This is a genomic window from Synechococcales cyanobacterium T60_A2020_003, from assembly GCA_015272205.1.
Taxonomy (GTDB): Bacteria; Cyanobacteriota; Cyanobacteriia; order RECH01; family RECH01; genus JACYMB01.
Genome location: JACYMB010000092.1, coordinates 1 through 17,009 on the forward strand (window position 1 = coordinate 1; position 17,009 = coordinate 17,009).

At 51.6% G+C, this 17,009-nt stretch carries 17 protein-coding genes and 1 tRNA gene; 9 read left to right on the top strand and 9 right to left on the bottom strand.

The genetic code is table 11. The features are described 5' to 3' along the window. Positions 1 to 108: 108 nt before the first annotated feature. The 3 genes from IGR76_04560 to IGR76_04570 are packed head-to-tail and all read right to left on the bottom strand — an operon-like array spanning position 109 to position 3,191. A complete protein-coding gene (locus IGR76_04560) occupies positions 109 to 1,449 on the bottom strand; it encodes a TldD/PmbA family protein (protein MBF2077794.1) in 1,341 nt (446 codons plus the stop codon). Next, a complete protein-coding gene (locus IGR76_04565) occupies positions 1,446 to 2,885 on the bottom strand; it encodes a TldD/PmbA family protein (protein ID MBF2077795.1) in 1,440 nt (479 codons plus the stop codon). The genes IGR76_04560 and IGR76_04565 overlap by 4 nt, the downstream gene beginning before the upstream one ends. Positions 2,886 to 2,930: 45 nt before the next feature. After that, complete coding sequence (locus tag IGR76_04570; GenBank protein ID MBF2077796.1) at positions 2,931 to 3,191, bottom strand: hypothetical protein; 261 nt, start codon at positions 3,189 to 3,191, stop codon at positions 2,931 to 2,933. A gap of 214 nt (positions 3,192 to 3,405) precedes the next feature. Here IGR76_04570 and IGR76_04575 point away from each other — a divergent pair, with 214 nt between their 5' ends. Further along, the gene (locus tag IGR76_04575; GenBank protein ID MBF2077797.1) at positions 3,406 to 4,029 is read left to right on the top strand and encodes a precorrin-8X methylmutase; all 624 of its coding nucleotides are present in this window, start codon (positions 3,406 to 3,408) and stop codon (positions 4,027 to 4,029) included. Between the two features lie 15 nt (positions 4,030 to 4,044). Here the strand turns inward: IGR76_04575 and IGR76_04580 are convergent, their stop codons facing one another. Continuing rightward, the gene (locus IGR76_04580) at positions 4,045 to 4,881 is read right to left on the bottom strand and encodes a DNA adenine methylase (protein MBF2077798.1); all 837 of its coding nucleotides are present in this window, start codon (positions 4,879 to 4,881) and stop codon (positions 4,045 to 4,047) included. A gap of 195 nt (positions 4,882 to 5,076) precedes the next feature. Here IGR76_04580 and IGR76_04585 point away from each other — a divergent pair, with 195 nt between their 5' ends. The 3 genes from IGR76_04585 (at position 5,077) to IGR76_04595 (ending at position 7,466) form a co-directional block, all read left to right on the top strand. After that, the gene (locus IGR76_04585; GenBank protein MBF2077799.1) at positions 5,077 to 5,280 is read left to right on the top strand and encodes a DUF751 family protein; all 204 of its coding nucleotides are present in this window, start codon (positions 5,077 to 5,079) and stop codon (positions 5,278 to 5,280) included. A 124-nt stretch (positions 5,281 to 5,404) separates the two neighbouring features. Continuing rightward, positions 5,405 to 5,812: a 30S ribosome-binding factor RbfA gene (rbfA, locus tag IGR76_04590; GenBank protein ID MBF2077800.1), complete on the top strand. Its 408-nt coding sequence runs from the start codon at positions 5,405 to 5,407 to the stop codon at positions 5,810 to 5,812. Further along, on the top strand, positions 5,799 to 7,466 hold the full coding sequence (locus IGR76_04595) for a beta-glucosidase (GenBank protein MBF2077801.1): 1,668 nt from the start codon (positions 5,799 to 5,801) through the stop codon (positions 7,464 to 7,466). The genes rbfA and IGR76_04595 overlap by 14 nt, the downstream gene beginning before the upstream one ends. A 12-nt stretch (positions 7,467 to 7,478) precedes the next feature. Here IGR76_04595 and IGR76_04600 read toward each other — a convergent pair whose 3' ends face one another. Both IGR76_04600 and pdhA read right to left on the bottom strand, forming a co-directional pair. Beyond that, a complete protein-coding gene (locus IGR76_04600) occupies positions 7,479 to 7,736 on the bottom strand; it encodes a chlororespiratory reduction protein 7 (GenBank protein MBF2077802.1) in 258 nt (85 codons plus the stop codon). A 243-nt stretch (positions 7,737 to 7,979) separates the two neighbouring features. Continuing rightward, positions 7,980 to 9,008, bottom strand: a complete 1,029-nt coding sequence (gene pdhA / locus IGR76_04605) for a pyruvate dehydrogenase (acetyl-transferring) E1 component subunit alpha (protein MBF2077803.1) — start codon at positions 9,006 to 9,008, stop codon at positions 7,980 to 7,982. An 896-nt stretch (positions 9,009 to 9,904) separates the two neighbouring features. On the opposite strand from pdhA, the gene IGR76_04610 reads away from it, so the two are divergent. Next, positions 9,905 to 12,160, top strand: a complete 2,256-nt coding sequence (locus IGR76_04610; GenBank protein MBF2077804.1) for a DUF4101 domain-containing protein — start codon at positions 9,905 to 9,907, stop codon at positions 12,158 to 12,160. Between the two features lie 274 nt (positions 12,161 to 12,434). Next, complete coding sequence (locus IGR76_04615; protein ID MBF2077805.1) at positions 12,435 to 12,869, top strand: VOC family protein; 435 nt, start codon at positions 12,435 to 12,437, stop codon at positions 12,867 to 12,869. A 117-nt stretch (positions 12,870 to 12,986) separates the two neighbouring features. Here IGR76_04615 and IGR76_04620 read toward each other — a convergent pair whose 3' ends face one another. Continuing rightward, a complete protein-coding gene (locus tag IGR76_04620) occupies positions 12,987 to 13,478 on the bottom strand; it encodes a GNAT family N-acetyltransferase (GenBank protein MBF2077806.1) in 492 nt (163 codons plus the stop codon). A 433-nt stretch (positions 13,479 to 13,911) separates the two neighbouring features. Here IGR76_04620 and IGR76_04625 point away from each other — a divergent pair, with 433 nt between their 5' ends. Then, positions 13,912 to 14,820, top strand: a complete 909-nt coding sequence (locus IGR76_04625) for a MoxR family ATPase (protein MBF2077807.1) — start codon at positions 13,912 to 13,914, stop codon at positions 14,818 to 14,820. 214 nt (positions 14,821 to 15,034) lie between these two features. On the opposite strand, the gene IGR76_04630 is transcribed toward IGR76_04625, so the two are convergent. Together IGR76_04630 and IGR76_04635 are read right to left on the bottom strand one after the other, a co-directional pair. Then, positions 15,035 to 15,115: transfer RNA gene (locus IGR76_04630), tRNA-Leu, on the bottom strand. Positions 15,116 to 15,281: 166 nt separating this feature from the next. Continuing rightward, positions 15,282 to 15,725 (bottom strand): RrF2 family transcriptional regulator, encoded by a 444-nt coding sequence (locus IGR76_04635; protein ID MBF2077808.1) that lies wholly within the window; start codon positions 15,723 to 15,725, stop codon positions 15,282 to 15,284. A 311-nt stretch (positions 15,726 to 16,036) separates the two neighbouring features. Here IGR76_04635 and IGR76_04640 point away from each other — a divergent pair, with 311 nt between their 5' ends. Together IGR76_04640 and IGR76_04645 are read left to right on the top strand one after the other, a co-directional pair. Then, the gene (locus IGR76_04640; GenBank protein MBF2077809.1) at positions 16,037 to 16,426 is read left to right on the top strand and encodes an AbrB family transcriptional regulator; all 390 of its coding nucleotides are present in this window, start codon (positions 16,037 to 16,039) and stop codon (positions 16,424 to 16,426) included. 393 nt (positions 16,427 to 16,819) lie between these two features. Continuing rightward, a partial coding sequence (locus tag IGR76_04645; protein ID MBF2077810.1) for a hypothetical protein occupies positions 16,820 to 17,009 on the top strand: 190 nt, incomplete at its 3' end.

A 17,009-nucleotide genomic window follows, 5' to 3' on the forward strand; every position in this document is an offset into this window, starting at 1 on the left:
TATAGCGCTAGCCATATCGGTTAGGACATTTTGGTGGGGCGGCTTCGCCGCCCCACCAAAATGTCCATGTCCTAAGCTAGCTGGCAACAGCTATATGCGAGTTAGGAACTATAGCGTGTAGGTAAACCCATCCACGAGGACACCGGGAACGAGCGTTCCCCCCAGATCCCGATGGTCATAACTGCCGACGTCTGGAATCACCTCTTGGGTATGGGTCAGGTCAACAAGGCGATCGCCAAAGCATTGATACAAACTCTCATCGAACCGGAGATTTTCAATGGGCGCAACGATGTCTCCCTGCTCGACCCAAAAACAGGCGTAGCGGGTCATGCCCGTAATTCGTCCCGTGGGGCGATCGCTCCAGTTGAGGTAGTGCAGGTTCGACAGATAGAGTCCCGTCCCTAGTTCTGCCAGGATCTGATCGGGCAATAGCGAACCGGGCTTCACTTCGGGCGATCGCAACTGTTCGCTGGCCGATGCGCCATTGGCAACTTTGCCGTACTCCTTAGCGGTGCGGGAACAAACCAGGGTATTCACCAACTGGCCTTTGACGATGAGTGGCAGTTCGATCGGTGCCGTTTCACCCAGGCTATTAAAGCGGGGGACCAACCCTTGCCGAAAGTTTTCAGACAGATTAAACAATGGAGATAGGGTGCGATCGCCCCGTTGCAGCAACCCCAGGGCACTATGCCCCCGTTGCAGGGCTGACTCGCTAATTCCGCCCCAGGAAAACATGCTGATCAGATCCGCGACCGCTGCCGGAGCGAGGTAAGTCCGGTACTGTCCAGGGGCGATCGCTCTGGGGGGCATCGCCATTCGCTGGAGCTGTTGTTTGGATTGGGTCAGCTTGGTAATAATCTTATCCTGCTGCCAGTCGCTACCTGCAACGGTTCCCTTTACGGCCTGTCCGTCGTCGGTAAAGAGAGAATAGTCCAGCGTGAAGGAATCCGTCGCGAACCAGTGCTGAGTGCCGCAGGAGTCGGCATAGGCACGGATGGACACCCCACCCGCATACAGTCCGGCAAAGTCGCAGTCGGTAACGGTGGGCAAAATCGCATCCGCTACGTCTTCTGAAATCAGCAAATGACCGACATGGACATCGCGGCTGCTCTCTTGCAGACTCGGCAGCACGAGATACGGATCGATGGGTAGGTAGACCAACTCATCGCGAACGTCCTCTAATGCGGTTTTGAGAACGGGAAGATCGAGATCCCACTCGCCCGTAAACGGAATTTGGCAAAAGCTTTGGCGATCCTGCTCCATCAGCGTCAGGGTAAGCTGGCCATCGGTGACGAGTCCAGCCTGCCGTACTCGCGCCCGGTTGAAGCGTATGAAGTGGCTGTGTTCGCCCATGAGTTCTAACGTGAACTGTTCGGTGGGGAATAGGGCATTCCGTAACCACTCCACAAGCTGCGTAAAGGTGGTTTCGAGATCGGCGATCGCGCTCATTTGCCCCCTCCAAACACGTCAATCCCGGCGAACACGCAAACGGGAGAACCATGCCCCACACGAATCAGTTGGTTCGGTTCACCTTTGCCGCAGAAAGGGGTGCCGTAGTGTTGCCAAGTCGAGCGATCGCCCACCTGCACCAAACTGTGCCAGAATTCCGGGGTGGTCGCCCGATAGTTGGGATTGCGTAAAGTCTTTGTGAACTGGCCGTTCTCGATCAGTCGCCCATACTCGCAGCCAAACTGAAACTTGTAGCGCTGGTCATCAATTGACCACGAGCGATTCGTTTCCATATAAACTCCGCGCTCAATGCTGGACACCATCGCCGCTAGGGATTGGCTACCGGGTTCCAGGTTGATATTTGCCATCCGGTCAATCGGGGGACGATTCCACGACGACGCCCGCGCACAGGCCACACCGGGCACGCCCAAACGCTCCTGACTTTCCAAACTGCCCAAGCCCCGTTCTAGGCGACCGTTGCGGATCAGGTATTCCCGGTGGGCAGGGGCTCCGGTGTCGTCAAACTGGTAGCTGGCAAATTCTCCGGCCACCGTAGGATCAAAGGTGATGTTCATCAGTTCCGAACCGTACTGTCGCTGCCCAAAATCAGTCGGTTGAACAAAGCTACCCCCGGCATAGTTGCGCTCATCCCCCAAAATTCGGTCAAGTTCCAGCGGATGCCCAACACTTTCGTGAATTTGCAGCATCATCTGGTCGGGAGCCAGCATCAGCGTGGTGTTCTCCGTTGGACAGTCCTCGGCGGTCAACAGTTCAACCGCCTGTTCCCCGACCTGGAGCGATCGCGCCCAAAGGTCATCGGTCAGAAAATGCTCCCATCCTCCCTGATAGGCATGGGCTAGAAAGCCGTTATTGCTGCGCTGCTGTACGACTGCTCCATCTTGCGCCGTTGCTCCGTAGTGGGTTTCTATGAGGCGAAAATGCTGGTGAGCTTGGGAACCATTGGAACTCACAAACCAGGTTTCCAGGCTCGTGGTGATGGCGGTTGCCATGGTTTGAACCACCTGGTCGGACACCTTCAAGGTTGTACAGAGCCGCATCAAGATATCGTTCACATCGGCAGGACTGAGGGCATCCGGCGCGTGGAGACTGGGTGCAATGAATTGCCCTACCACCTTGGGACGAACGGCAGGAGTCAGCATGTGAATGCCCCACTCGCTGGAGGCGATCGCCTGCTGGTAGGCGTTTTCAACGGCTTGATGTACGCTTTCCCGATCCATCCGGTTCACCGCTGCATAGCCAAGTTGCCCCCGCACCAGGACTTCGACCATTAACCCTTGGCTGAGCGATCGCCCATTCTGGGTTGGAATCGCGTCCCGCATGGATCGGATATTTCGCTGTTCGCGAACCGCTCTGAACCCGACCCAGTCTGCGGCTACCGTCACGTCATCCAGTAATTTTGATAGTTCAGAAATCATGGTGTGCCCACATGCGATCGGAAACTTGAAAAGGGGCGATCGCCGTTACGCATCGCTTTGGGAGGTTTGTTCTTCGGCCAAAATGCGATCTTTGGAGTCTGCCCAGTAGGCGCTGTAAATCCACAGTTCCTCTGACCCTTTATCCTCTATGCTCCAGCGGTAAATAGCTGATTTTGGATTCACACCGACTTCGATCAGCTTTGCACCCATGTAATACTCCATCTGGGTTTTGGTGCGATCCTTAAGTGCAGGCGGATCAGTTTTGCGAACTCGTTTCGACATGTGCGCCTGAGTGGGTTTAGCCATTCGTTTTACATCCTTGTATTGAGCATCACCGTCCCCCTATTAATGTAGGACAAAACCGTGGATGCCCTGCTGGAATGCTCTGAGGTCGTTCAAAGGATAAGCACTGGATGACTTAAAGCTATACTTACATCTCAAAAATGCGCTAAGACATCGAAATCTCTCTACGCTAGATGAAAGCTCACAGTTACACCTCAGTGCAGGGTAGGAAATCGGCATGGAACTACACATCACAGATGCCCATAGCTTGAGAATTATTGATCGGGAAGTGGGAGACCACAGCTTCTCGCCTGCTGAATATGAAATTGTGCGCCGAGTCATTTACGCCACTGCCGATTTTGAATATAAATCGCTGCTTCAGTTTTCGGATCAGGCGCTGCAATCAGGTGCAGCAGCTCTCGCAGCCCGTTGCACGATCATCGTGGATGTGCCGATGGTACAAGTTGGGATAACGCCAACGGTGCAATCTACTTTTGCCAATCCCGTCTATTGCAGCATGGAAGCGATCACCCGTCCCCAGCGCGAGAAGTCGCAGGCCGCTTGGGGCATTGAAACCCTGGCACGCCGCTATCCCGAAGCGATTTTTGTGGTCGGTCAAGCGCAAACCGCCCTAGCCTCGATTGTGGATTTGATCATGGCCAACGAAATAAAGCCATCCCTCGTCATTGGCACCCCTGCTAGATTTCTGGGTATGGAAAAGATGGACAAACGCTTAGTGCAATCGATGGTTCCCTACATTCGGATTCGCGGTCGCAAGGGCAGTGCAGTGGTGGCGGCGGCAATCGTGAATGGATTGGCGGATCTAGCATGGCAAGCCTACGAAGGGGAAGCTGTTCGCTGAGGAAGGAGTTCCCAATTAATACGAGGTCACCAACACTTCCGAAATTTTGCCCCGACGCTTGGCATTACAGTTGATCAAGCGGGTGGCCGAAATGGTGTGGATGTTGAACCCTGCGTAGAGATCGCGAATAAAGTCACAGTCTGAATTGGACAGCATGACCTGGACTCCGCGACTTGCCAGGGTGCGGAAAGTGTCTCGAAGGTGAATCTGGTCGGTTTCGGTGAAGGCGTAGCGATTGTATTTCGTGAAACTGCTAGTGGGACTGATGGGGTAGTAAGGCGGATCAAAGTAAACGAAATCGTGCTCTGTATACGCCTGTTCCACCACTGATTCAAAGGAACCCAGGAAAAGTTCAGCCGATTGGAGGGCGGCCGAGGCGGCGCAGAGCAGATCGGGGTCGAAAATACCGGGATTTTTGTATCGCCCAATCGGGACATTAAATTGCCCCTGGGAATTTTCGCGGTAGAGACCGTTGAAGCAAGTTTTGTTGAGATAGATGAAGCGGGCCGCTCGCTCAATGGGGCAGGTTGAAACGAGCGATCGCATTGTATAGTAGTAGTCCTTGCCGTGATTTTGGCGATGTTCGGCAAGACGCTCAATCACGGCCTCTACATGATCACGAATGCAGCGATAAACGTTAACGAGTTCTGGATTGATATCGGTTAAAACAGCGTGATTGATCCGGTGGGCGAGGTGAAAGAAAATTGCGCCTCCCCCTAAAAAGGGTTCGTAGTAGGTGTGAAATGATGGGGGAAAAAATTCGCTGTACTGGGGAATTAATTGATTCTTTCCGCCTGCCCATTTCAGGAAGGGACGTGGGGTTAGCGATGGAGCAGGGGAATAGACTTGCATGGGACTGGGGTGCCTAGCAGTACACAGAATCAAGGTCAATCAAGAAGCGCAATTAATCGTGGAAATGAGTCTGAATCACAGCGCTATTTTGCTAGCATCACTCCGTACAATGGAGTAAGGATGTCATCAAAAAATACGCTAGTACTCTTAACGTACTACCGTTGATCTCTAAGTACAATAGTTTTAGTGATAAAGATGCAAGAATTTTTTCAAAACGTTTCTCGATATCCTCGGTATTTCATTACTGTGACCCTTGGAGTTCTGTACACGTTTTTAGAGCCGTTACTTCCGTTGTTAAAGCGTCCGAGTACGGCGATCGCCCTGGTTGCCCTATTGATTAGCGTGATGGCGTTCCTATCTTTTACCCTGCGGGCAATGTTGGGATTGAATGTGGCATAGAACTGTTCGCTTGGGGGATGCCTAGCTGTTTCTACCGTTTCAAGCTAGAAAGGAGAGGGGCGATCGCCCCAGGGTTTTCCCCCACACAACACCAAAAATTGATCGCGAATGGAGGACAAGCATTATGGCAACCGATCGACGAGTCGCACGGGTGTCGGAGTTAATTAAGCGTGAAGTCAGCCAAATGCTGTTCTCGGACATTAAGGATGATCGGGTCGGCATGGGCATGGTTAGTGTGACGGAGGTGGAAGTGTCTAACGATCTCCAGCACGCCAGAATTTTTGTGAGCATCTACGGCACGGATGAAGCTAGGGCTGAAACGATGGAAGGACTGAAATCAGCAACCGGATTCGTCCGTAGCGAACTGGGACACCGGATGCGCCTGCGCCGTACGCCCGAAGTGGTGTTTATTGAAGATCGCGGCATTGAGCGAGGAACGCAAGTCCTGTCGCTGATCAACCGTCTGAGCGAAGAGCGCAAAGCGAAGGAAAGCGCTGAGTCTGTGGTTGAATCTACGGTTGAGCCGGAGTAGACGTGTGCTGCCGGACTGGACAACGCTTTCCCTCGAACGGCAGGTGGCGCAACTAGTCGTGGTTCGCGCCTCTGGTTTTCTGTTTGATCACCAAATTTTATATCCCCAGTGGGAACCTCCAGCGGCAACCTTAGAATGCTGGATTCGACAGTTGGGCGTTGGAGGTGTGATCCTGCTGGAGGGCAGTGCGGTTGAAGTAGGTTTGCGATCGCAGCAACTCCAGGATTGGTCAGCGATTCCGCTCTTGATTGCAGCGGATATTGAGGAAGGCGTCGGTCAGCGCTTTTCAGGGGCAACCGGGTTCCCACCACCGATGGCACTGGGTGCGATCGCCCATCGGGATTTGGCAAGGGCGATCGCTCTTGCGGAGGTAATGGGACAATGTACCGCCCAGGAAGCACTGGCGATCGGCATCAATTGGCTGTTTGCTCCGGTGGTGGATGTCAACAACAATCCCCAAAATCCGGTCATTAACATTCGGGCGTTTGGCGAAACCCCAGACGTAGTGTCTCAGTTGTCCACGGCCTTTATCCGAGGGGCACAGCGGCATCCCGTCCTGACTACCGCCAAACATTTTCCTGGTCATGGCGATACGGATACCGATTCCCATCTCCATTTACCCGTCATTCCCCACACGCTCGAACGCCTGCGAACGCTAGAGTTTCTGCCCTTTGAGGCGGCGATCGCGGCGGGGGTAGATGCGGTGATGACGGCTCATCTGCTGGTTCCGGGGATTGATCCCGATGCCCCGGCAACGCTGTCCCATGCCCTACTGACCGAGCAGTTGCGGATAGGAATGGACTTTGATGGGCTGATTGTCACCGATGCGCTGGTCATGGGAGCGATCGCCCAGCGGTATGGTGTGGAAGAAACGGCAGTTCGGGCGATCGCCGCCGGATCTGATATTTTGCTGATGCCTGCCGATCCAGAACGAACGATTGCGGCGGTGTGCCAAGCTGTGAAAACGGGACGCATTCCCCTAGAGCGCATTCATGCCTCGCTGGATCGGCTCTGGCAGGCGAAGGCAAAGGGGGCGATCGCGCACTCGTCGGGCGATACGTCCCATGCGTGGGAGCAGGTTTCACCCCCGCCAGTGAATCTAGAGGCGATCGCACAGCCCAGAGCGATCGCTACAGCCGAAGCGATCCTGCGAGAATCCATGCAGCAGTCTCGTCCTAGAACAGTGCCTCCGGTCTCCGAGGGAGATTCGGCCTGGAATCTGATCCTGCTGGATACAGCCATTCATTGTCCAATGCTGGGACTCAATGCTCCGGCGATCGCCCGTCCCCAAGCGTTGGGATATACCCTCAAACTGCTCGACTCCCATGCGATCGCGGCTGATCCCCTGCCGGATCTGCCGCCTACAGTCTTGCAACTCTTCCTGCGGGGCAATCCCTTTCGCAACACTGCCGGATTGCTCCACCAAGCGCAGGTTTGGTTAAAGGCACTGTCCCATGCAGACGCCTTACGGGGTGTTGTGATTTATGGCAGTCCCTATGCGCTGGACGCCTTAAAACCGCTGATCCCCGATAGGATTCCCTGGATCTTTTCCTATGGACAAATGCCCCAAGCTCAGGCGATCGCCCTAGACGTCCTGTTCGGGGCTGCGGTACAGAATTCAGAAATGAAGGGCGATCGCCCCTTTACGGACTAAGTCTCGCTCACCCTATTTCTCTAACCGCACCACATACCACTGCAAATACTGATCAGGGCCGAGATTGAGTTCACAGCTTGTTTCCATCAGGTAGCGGGCTTGGTCATCCAGGGACGAATAGCGCCGAACGTCTGCCGGAATATTGTCAGGATTCGCGCTCAGCACACCTTTGAGTTTGGCTAAGAGTTCGTCCGGGGTAAAAAATTGTTCAGGCTGATTGGTTTCCAGAACCACGTAGGCATCTTCCTGGAACATCATGGAATCGGGCATGGCGTTCTCCTAAAAACAGGGGTGAACAGGGGGCGGGTTTGGCAATCAGCCCTGAAATGGAGCAAGATCTATCAGCAAAACTCGCCCGTACAAGCCCATCATCCACGGGTAGGGGCGGGTTTGACAATCCAGCCTTGATGTGGAGCAGGATCTATCAGTAAAACCCGCCCCTACTGAATACAGATAAGAATCAAAAAGGGCGCGATCGCGCCCTCTTCACAGTTTAAGTTCAGACTCTCAGAGTTAGTCTTCCGCAAAAATGTACTTGTAGAGATCCTTGGGATCCGGCTCAGGACTGCTCTCCGCGAACTGAACCGCATCCACAATTACATTCTGGATCCTGCGCTCAATCTCCTTGAGTTCCTCTTCCGCCACGATGTTATTTCCGGTCAGGTAGTTCGCAAACCGCTTGATGGGATCACGAGAGAACCACTCTTCTTTCTCTTCTTTAGACCGCAGTTCATCGGGATCGGCCAAGGAGTGTCCCCGGAAACGATAGGTCAACGCTTCAATCAAGGTTGGGCCTTCGCCCGCACGGGCACGGGCAACCGCTTCCTTTGCAACCTCGCGCACCGCCAACACATCCATGCCATCGACTTCAACGCCCACCATGTTGAAGACGCTCGCCTTCTTGTAGATTTCAGGTTGGGAGGTGGCGCGATCGTGAGCCATCCCGATCGCCCACTTGTTGTTCTCAACCACGTAAATAATCGGCAGCTTCCACAGCGAAGCCATATTCAAGCACTCGAAAAACTGGCCGTTATTGGACGCGCCATCGCCAAAGAAGCACACCGTGACCTGATCCGCGCTTTCATCGCCCATGGCTTCGCGGCGATACTTGGACTGAAAGGCTGCACCCGTCGCAATGGGAATTCCCTCAGATACAAAGGCGTAACCACCGAGTAAGCCATGCTCCGCCGAGAATAGGTGCATTGAGCCCCCCCGACCCTTACTACATCCGGTTTCTTTTCCGAATAGTTCGGCCATGACCTCGCGAGCAGGAACGCCTGCACTCAAGGCATGGACATGATCCCGGTAGGTGCTGCAAACGTAGTCGTCGGAACGCAGAGCCTTAATGATTCCCGTCGATACTGCTTCTTGACCGTTATAGAGGTGCACGAAGCCAAACATCCGGCCTCGGTAGTACATTTCTGCACACTTGTCCTCGAAGAATCGACCCAGAATCATGTCTTCGTACAGTCTGAGTCCTTCTTCCTTCGTCACTGTGGTGGCAGTGGGTGAAAAGGTGGGTAATATCCGCTCCTGTACCATTTATTCGCAGTATCCTCGCAGCAACAATATAGGCTCTAGGCCGCCAGCTTTAATCTCTAACCAGTCTTAGATCTTAGGTGATTTTTCGTCCAAATTCACACTCAAAATGGTGCGCCCCTGCTAATTTATCCAACAGCGTGTCTCGGAACAGACCGGACTGTATTCAGCAATAATCCGTTTGGGGGGTAGGCAGTAACGCCTGTATCCGAAGCAATCGCCTCTAGAATCTCCGTTAGTATCCTATCGCCTACTATTGCCTATCGGGGAATAGACCTAAAGCTGAGAGTCTGTCCTAACGTTCATCAGAATTTGACCCTTGGGTTAGCTGATGAGGGGCGATCGCTTATCCAGAAAACCTAAGAAGTGTGCGCTTGTGCCTACGGCTCTCTCGGACTGGAACTAGTTTCAGATATTTTCTTTGCGAACAATCAAATATTCTCCGTTCAATATTGCAACTCTAAATCTAGTGGTCTATATTGTAGTCATCCGATATATAGTCTAGATATAGCGCTAGGAATCCAGTGATAACTTGACCCGATAGACCGTATGCGGTGAGTTGTTTCAATTGCTAAGGTTCGTTGCAATCGCGATCGCTTCTGGGTGAATAGAGGTTAGTATCAGGCACATCATTAGGTCTGCACGATCAAAGTTCGCCACATTTCAGGATTTGCGGGGATTGGCTATTTGAATCCCAAAAACTTGTGGAAAATCTTAAAATCCTTGAACCGTGATTTAGTCAATTTTGCAGGCTATACTATCCGACGATTAAGGTCGCACACATGATCTAGGTGAAGTTTTCCAAGTTCTAAGCTAGATAAACTACCTCTAGGCCATCCAGGGATTTCTAAGTCAGAAGATTGTTGCAGTTCAGTCAATTTTGCTGGGGATGTTAGGTTGTGAGAATTCCGTTGGACTACTACCGGATTTTAGGATTGCCCACTCAAGCGACTGCAGAGCAGTTGCAGCAAGCCTATCGCGATCGCACACTACAGCTTCCGCGTCGCGAATACTCAGAAGCAGCGATCGCGGCTCGAAAGGATTTAATTGATGAAGCCTACGCGGTTCTATCCGATGCTGATCAGCGACGTAGTTATGACACAGGCTTCTTGAAGGAACCCTATGCTTCGGGATCCGAGTCTTACGATTCGCCTCATGACTTAGTTCATATTGCTGAAAGCGGCACCAATGGCGGGGTTGATCCCTACACTCCCAGCATTGAAATCGAAGACCAGCAGTTTGTCGGCGCACTGCTGCTGTTGTTGGAGTTGGGCGAGTACGAATTAGTTTTGCGATTGGGGCGTCCATTTTTAACCAGTGGCAACCTAAATCTTGATCTACGGGATGGTCGCTACGGTGAACCAGAAATCGTCCTGGCAGATATTGTCCTGACCCTAGCCTTGGCCTGCTTAGAACTGGGGCGTGAGCAATGGCAGCAAGGACAGTACGAGAATGCCGCTGAGTCCCTAGAAACAGGGCAAGAGTTGCTATTACGGGAAGGGCTGTTCCCCACCTTGCGCGGTGAGATGCAGTCTGACTTGATGAAGCTCCGTCCCTACCGCGTTCTGGAGTTACTATCTTTGAGCGACGATGCTGAAGCTGAATACTATGAGCGTCGTAAGGGGCTGGGTATCCTCCAGGATATGCTGGATGAGCGGGGTGGCATTGACGGGACGGGAGATGATCAATCGGGACTATCGGTGGATGATTTTCTTCGCTTTGTGCAACAGCTTCGCAGCTATCTCACAACGGCGGAGCAGCAAGAAATTTTTGAAGAGGAAGCCCGTCGTCCCTCGGCAGTCGCCACCTACCTCGCCATCTATGCACTCATTGCGCGGGGCTTTGCTGAACGGCAGCCTGCCCTAATTCGACGAGCAAAGTTGATGCTGATTCGGTTGGGGATTCGTCAAGATGTCTACTTGGAACAGGCGCTGTGCGCCCTACTGCTCGGTCAAACCGAAGAAGCAAACCGAGCCTTATCCCTTAGTCAAGAATTCGATTCGCTAGCGTTCATCCGCGAGTATTCTCAGGAGTCTCCGGATCTTTTACCTGGGTTGTGCCTCTATGGTGAGCGGTGGTTGCAGAACGAGGTGTTTCCCCACTTCCGCGATCTGGCGCGTCAGCAAGCCTCCCTAAAAGATTACTTTGCGGATGAACAAGTTCAAGCTTACCTAGAGGAATTACCCAATGAAGCGGAGTCTAGCGGTTCATGGACATCGGCAACGCCGATCGCCCGTTCTGCTGATCGCTATGCGACTGCTACCTCCCAAGATACGTATCATGCGATCGCCGATAGTTCCTCAGAGTCTGCAGGCTATGGTGCGATCGCCAATATGTCTACAACCGCAACGTTAGAATCCAAATCTGATGCTGTGACTACCAATGGAGTAACGACCATGCCAGCCGCTGAACGTATATCCCAGACCGCTCATCCTGGAAGCACCGGATATGCTTCCAACAGCCGGGGGGCAAGGACTCAAGCTCTTGCCGATCGCCGTTCTGTTTCTCCCGGAACCAGTTCTCGTCCGCCCCATAGCCCTGTGCGCCGATCGTCGGGTGGCCCCCGCCTCGATCGCCTTGCATTGGTCATTGGCGTCGGTTTGCTTGGTCTCTTGGGAACGGTATTCGTTGTCAGTAAGTTAGTCCAAGCCCTGGCAGGAGGGGGGGCAAAGTCAGAATCATCGGCAGCCGTAACCGAGTTACAGGTTGCACCGCTTAGCGCGATTCCTGCAGCGATCGCCTCCCAAATTCCCGCGCAAGCCCCGACTGGAGATTTGACCGAGGAAACGGCCAAGGAGGTGGTTGAAGCATGGCTGAGCGCGAAATCCAAGGCAATGGGTGAGCAGCATCAGGTGGATCAGCTCTCATCGATTCTCTCTGAACCTGCCTTGTCGCAATGGCAGCAGCGGGCGACTCAGCTAGAACAGGGCGGTTCCTATGTTGAGTACACTCACGATGTGACGATTGATACGGTCAACTTTGATGAAGCAACACCCGATCAAGCGAGCGTAGAAGCCACCGTCAGTGAAAAAGCGGATGTCTACGAGAATGGCGAGATCAGTGAAGCTAGTTCCTACGACGATACGCTGCGCGTCATGTATACACTTGTTCGTCAAGACGGGCAATGGCGCATTCAGGGGATGACCGTTTTGTAGACCGGATAACTTGAATGCTGGGCATTTTAAGAATATTGTCTTCTTAGAATGGTGATAGTTCCCTATCCAAGGAACAAAGGCGCAAGATTATGTAAATAGGCGAACGTTTTGCGGGTATTGCCTGCAAGAGTTCGCTTAAATGCTATTAAAAGCACTATTCATTGCGTTTCTGACCCAATCCAGTTCATTAATCATCATGGTGGAATTGCCGACGGCACCACGCATCTTCAACTCAAAACTGATATGAGGTTCTTCTCAGTAAAGGTTTGCAATTATGGATAGGCCCCAAGCTATTTTCCATCTCGCATTTCCGATTACAGATGTTGATCAAGCGAAGGCATTTTACGCCGATGGTCTTGGATGTGATGTGGGTCGTGAGAATGCGGCATCGGTCATTCTGAATTTGTGTGGGCATCAGTTAGTCGGCCATGTCACCCAAACACCTCCGGAACCGCAGCAGGGCATTTACCCACGCCACTTTGGTCTAGTCTTTTCGGAGGAATCAGACTGGGAAACATTGCTAAATCGAGCAATGGACAAGGGATTGTCGTTCTACCAAGCCCCTAAACGTCGATTTCCAGGAGAATTGTTAGAACACCACACCTTTTTTCTGGTGGATCCGTTCCAGAATCTACTAGAGTTCAAATACTACTGCCACCCCGAAGCCATCTTTGGGGCAGCAAATTATGCCAAGATTGGGGACGTGTAGGCTCATCTCCCTATGCCAAGTCTTGATGAAGCCGATCTCAGCAAGGGGCTTGGGGCTTAAGCCCCCTGTCTGAAAAGGGTTTGTCTTTAATTGATTATGGACTAACTGGATTGGGTATCAATCGTGCGACATCGATGATTCGATCGCGATGGGCGTATAAAATTCGTCACTTTTGCGATTGTGGAGCACCATCGTCGTTGTTGTGTTTTCTTCAAACCCAATCCGCTCATAAAACCGCTGCTGATGGGTTGTCATCAGGTAGACACGCTCCACCCGAGTCACGTGGGGATGGGTTAAGACCGTTTCTACCAGTTTTCGCCCCAGTCCTGCTCCTTGATAGTCGGGGTGGATCACCACATCCCAAATGCTGGCTCGATAGATACCGTCTGACGTTGCCCGCGCAAATCCAATCAGGCGATCGCCATCCCACACGCTAACAATGGGCTTGCTATTAGACAGAGCGATCGCCCAATCCTCTACAGAGCGATCGGCGGCCCAAAACGCGGCGATCTGGAAGAGGGCTTGCAGTTCGTGGAGATTGATCACGTGGGGCGGGTGACCAGGGGCATGACAGTCGTGAACATGAAACTGAATATGACGGCAATCCATTGTGAGTAATTCCTTGCTCCTACGGGAATGCTAAATGTGAAGGCGATCGCTAGAGATTACTGAACCAAACGCTGACGCCGATCCTCAAAAGACCTGTGAAGCAGTTAAAAGCTTAAGTCTGGAACTATAGCGTGTCGCCTATTGCCACCCAATTGTGCCAACCTTTGTCGATTGAAAATGTGCATGTAGTACGGTTCTGTCGGATTTACTTTGTATTGTCGTTGGAAAATTTTGAAAATGACAACCCATGTCAGAGCCTTTTTAGGGCATTGATTCAGGAAAAGGTTCAGATATTTTTGAACAACCGAACTGAACATAAACCCAAGGCTTTGAAATTCCGACCTTCATGGGGGGCGATCGCCAGATTTCGAAACGAGTTGGCACTTGAGGATATCCCTAGTCAGAATGAACGTAATCCTAATTTTTTTCAGCCATGAGAGACAGCATTGAAATTCTGGTCAGCAATCTCAGTCGAACCATCGTAGGCAAAGCAGAGGCCATTCAGTTAGTCATCGTGGCGCTGCTCTCTGGCGGACATGCCTTGCTTGAAGACGTACCCGGTGTGGGGAAAACTCTCCTTGCCAAATCTCTAGCTCGCTCTATTGACGGCAGTTTTCAGCGGATTCAGTGTACGCCCGACCTGTTGCCCTCCGATATTACAGGAACGAATGTGTGGAGTCCGGCACAGGGAACGTTTGAGTTTTTACCGGGGCCTGTGTTTGCCAACGTGCTGCTGGTGGATGAAATTAACCGAGCGACGCCCCGCACTCAATCGGCACTGCTAGAGGTGATGGAAGAGCAGCAAGTCACAATTGATGGCCAATCCCGTCCTGTGCCGAATCCGTTTTTTGTCATCGCGACCCAAAACCCTGTGGAGTACCAAGGTACCTTTCCACTACCGGAAGCCCAGATGGATCGGTTTGCCCTAGCGCTGAGTTTGGGGTACCCCAGCGAAACTGAGGAACTGCAAATGCTGGATCGCTTATCTCAGGGATCAACGGTGGACGATTTACAACCGTGCATCTCTCTGGAAAATGTGCAGAAATTGCGGCACCTCTGCGCGCAAATTCAGGTAGAACCTCCGGTACAGCAATACATTTTGAACCTTGTGCGCGCCACTCGACAGGATGACGACATTGTTTTGGGTGTTAGCCCGCGAGGGAGCGTGGCGTTATATCGAAGTATTCAAGCTTTAGCCTTTTTGCTGGGGCGAGACTACGCCCAACCCGATGATGTGAAGCGACTCGCGCCATTTGTGCTGTCGCATCGGATGATTGCCAGTCGTGGACAAAGTGCTAAGCAGACGATTCAACGCCTTTTGGATACAGTGTCTGTTCCCTAGAACTAAAACGGGCGGATGTTTGGTCAGCCCTATTCTGTCAAATCCGCTTAAACACCGACTATGGGTACGGGCGGATTTAGCAAACAGAACCCAGCGAGTGCCGAGGTTTAACAGCAAAACCCGCCCTTAGCCGTCTGGGATTGATCCTTAGCGGATCGCCTTATTACCGATCAAAAACGCTCCCAGGAATTTCCTAGGAGCGTTCCGAGTGATATGCGGATGGCGAGACTCGAACTCGCAAGGCAATGCCACACGCCCCTCAAACGTGCGTGTCTACCAATTCCACCACATCCGCCTGAGTATTCCTTATTGAGGAGGAATTACAGTATATCTTGTTGAGGGTTAAACCGGAAACTTTCGTTTCCGATCAATAAGCATAGGCGAAAATGGCCAGCTTGTATAGCGTTCCCTAGAAAAATTTGAAGAAATGGGACTCTGTTGGATCGGAACCTGGATCGGGATTAAACCATAAAACTTGTTTCTTCGCCTTGGGCCGCTTGCCAACTGCGGGCATCGTAGTATAAATCTTCTAAGGAAATACTGTAGAGCGATTCCTTAAGCTTTTGATGCAGGCGATTCCAGAGGGTAAACGTAACCCAATCCTCGGCTTGTTCCGTGTCTGGTTCAATTCGAGGTAGAGGATCTATGGTTTCTCCAACAGCTTCCAATACTTGGGCTAGGGAAATCTGGGCGGGCGATCGCGCCAGTTGATACCCCCCATGGGCTCCCCGGATCGAATGCACCAGGCCAGAACGCCTCAATTCAATGAGCAACTTTTCGAGATAGGGTGCGGGTAAGTCTTGGCGTTCGGCGATCGCCCGGACAGGGGCTGGTCCATAGCCGGGCTGTAACGCTAAATCCAGCAATGCCTTAACGCTGTAATGGCCACGAGTTGTTAACTTCATCACGCTTGATTTCTTCAGGAGATAGCAATAGAAATAAACCGAATCCATAGTAGGCACTGAGAGTCTGCGGAGAAGCTTCCCTTCTGTGTGCCAATATCTCAAAGCCTTGATTAGTCAACTAAAAATCAGATGAATTCATAGGCAAAATTAGTATAATGTGTTGAAGATGTTATTCGGATTAAGACATAGTTTGTTATTCTGGTCTTATCATTTATATGAGTTAGTCGTCAGTAACCACTCTGAGAATGTCTTCATTGGATTCCGTAAACAGTATCAGCTAGTTTGAATTGCTTGAAGCAACGTAGAAGTGAATGAGTAAGAAGAAAAAGTCTGAACCCCTAACTGGAAAAGCGCTCTTAGCGAAGGTCAAAGAATTAGATAACCTTGGTAAAGAGGATAAAGCGAAAGAGTGCGGCTACTACACGGTCACCAAAAATGGTGTACAGCGTGTGAATATGATGAAATTTCTGAATGCATTGATTGATGCTGAGGGAATTGAGCTTGATGGTAAGCAAGGCAGCAATGGCCGTGGAGGCCGTAGTGCCAGCTACCGAATTAGCGTCCAGTCAAACGGCAACCTTTTAATTGGCGCTGCGTATACGCGCCAAATGGATTTAAAACCGGGCGACGAGTTTGAGATTTCTTTGGGGCGAAAGCACATTCATCTCAAGCAGGTTGATGTAGATGATGAAGATGAATAATTGTCGCTAAAGATATTTACAATGCTCCATCGGCTTTGAGCCGTGAATTCCCTTCGTGTTGGGAGTACTATGCAAAGCTTATGAGATTGAGGCGGTAAGATTTTTTATGAAAACTTGCCGCTTTTGCTGTAGGGAATTCAAAACGATTATTCAGGGCGATCGCCCTGAGGTTTAGGGCGATCTTCAGGATTAAAGTTTAGTTGAGGAATCACACCTTCCTCGTTCACCTTTGATGATGCACATTTTTCCGAGAAATGTCTGATCACACTGATTGAATTTTGTGTTGAATATATAATTTCTGCTTTGCGCTTACAAACTTTTGTGGACTTTATCAAACATAATTCACATCGAGAACCGAGCCGAGTCCAGGTCGGGATGCATTAACTTGGCACAATGGCTTTAATGGTTTGTCCCGGCATTCATTCTGCTGATGATACCGCAGGTTTCTTAACTGGAATTGCGCGATCGCCCCAAGCGTGCTGTGTTGTTCCGGGCGATCGCCTTCCGGTCTACTCTCCCCATCACGTCTTTGAGTTCTTAAACACAATCTGGCCGGAGCCAAGCACCGCTGAGCCATTGGGAT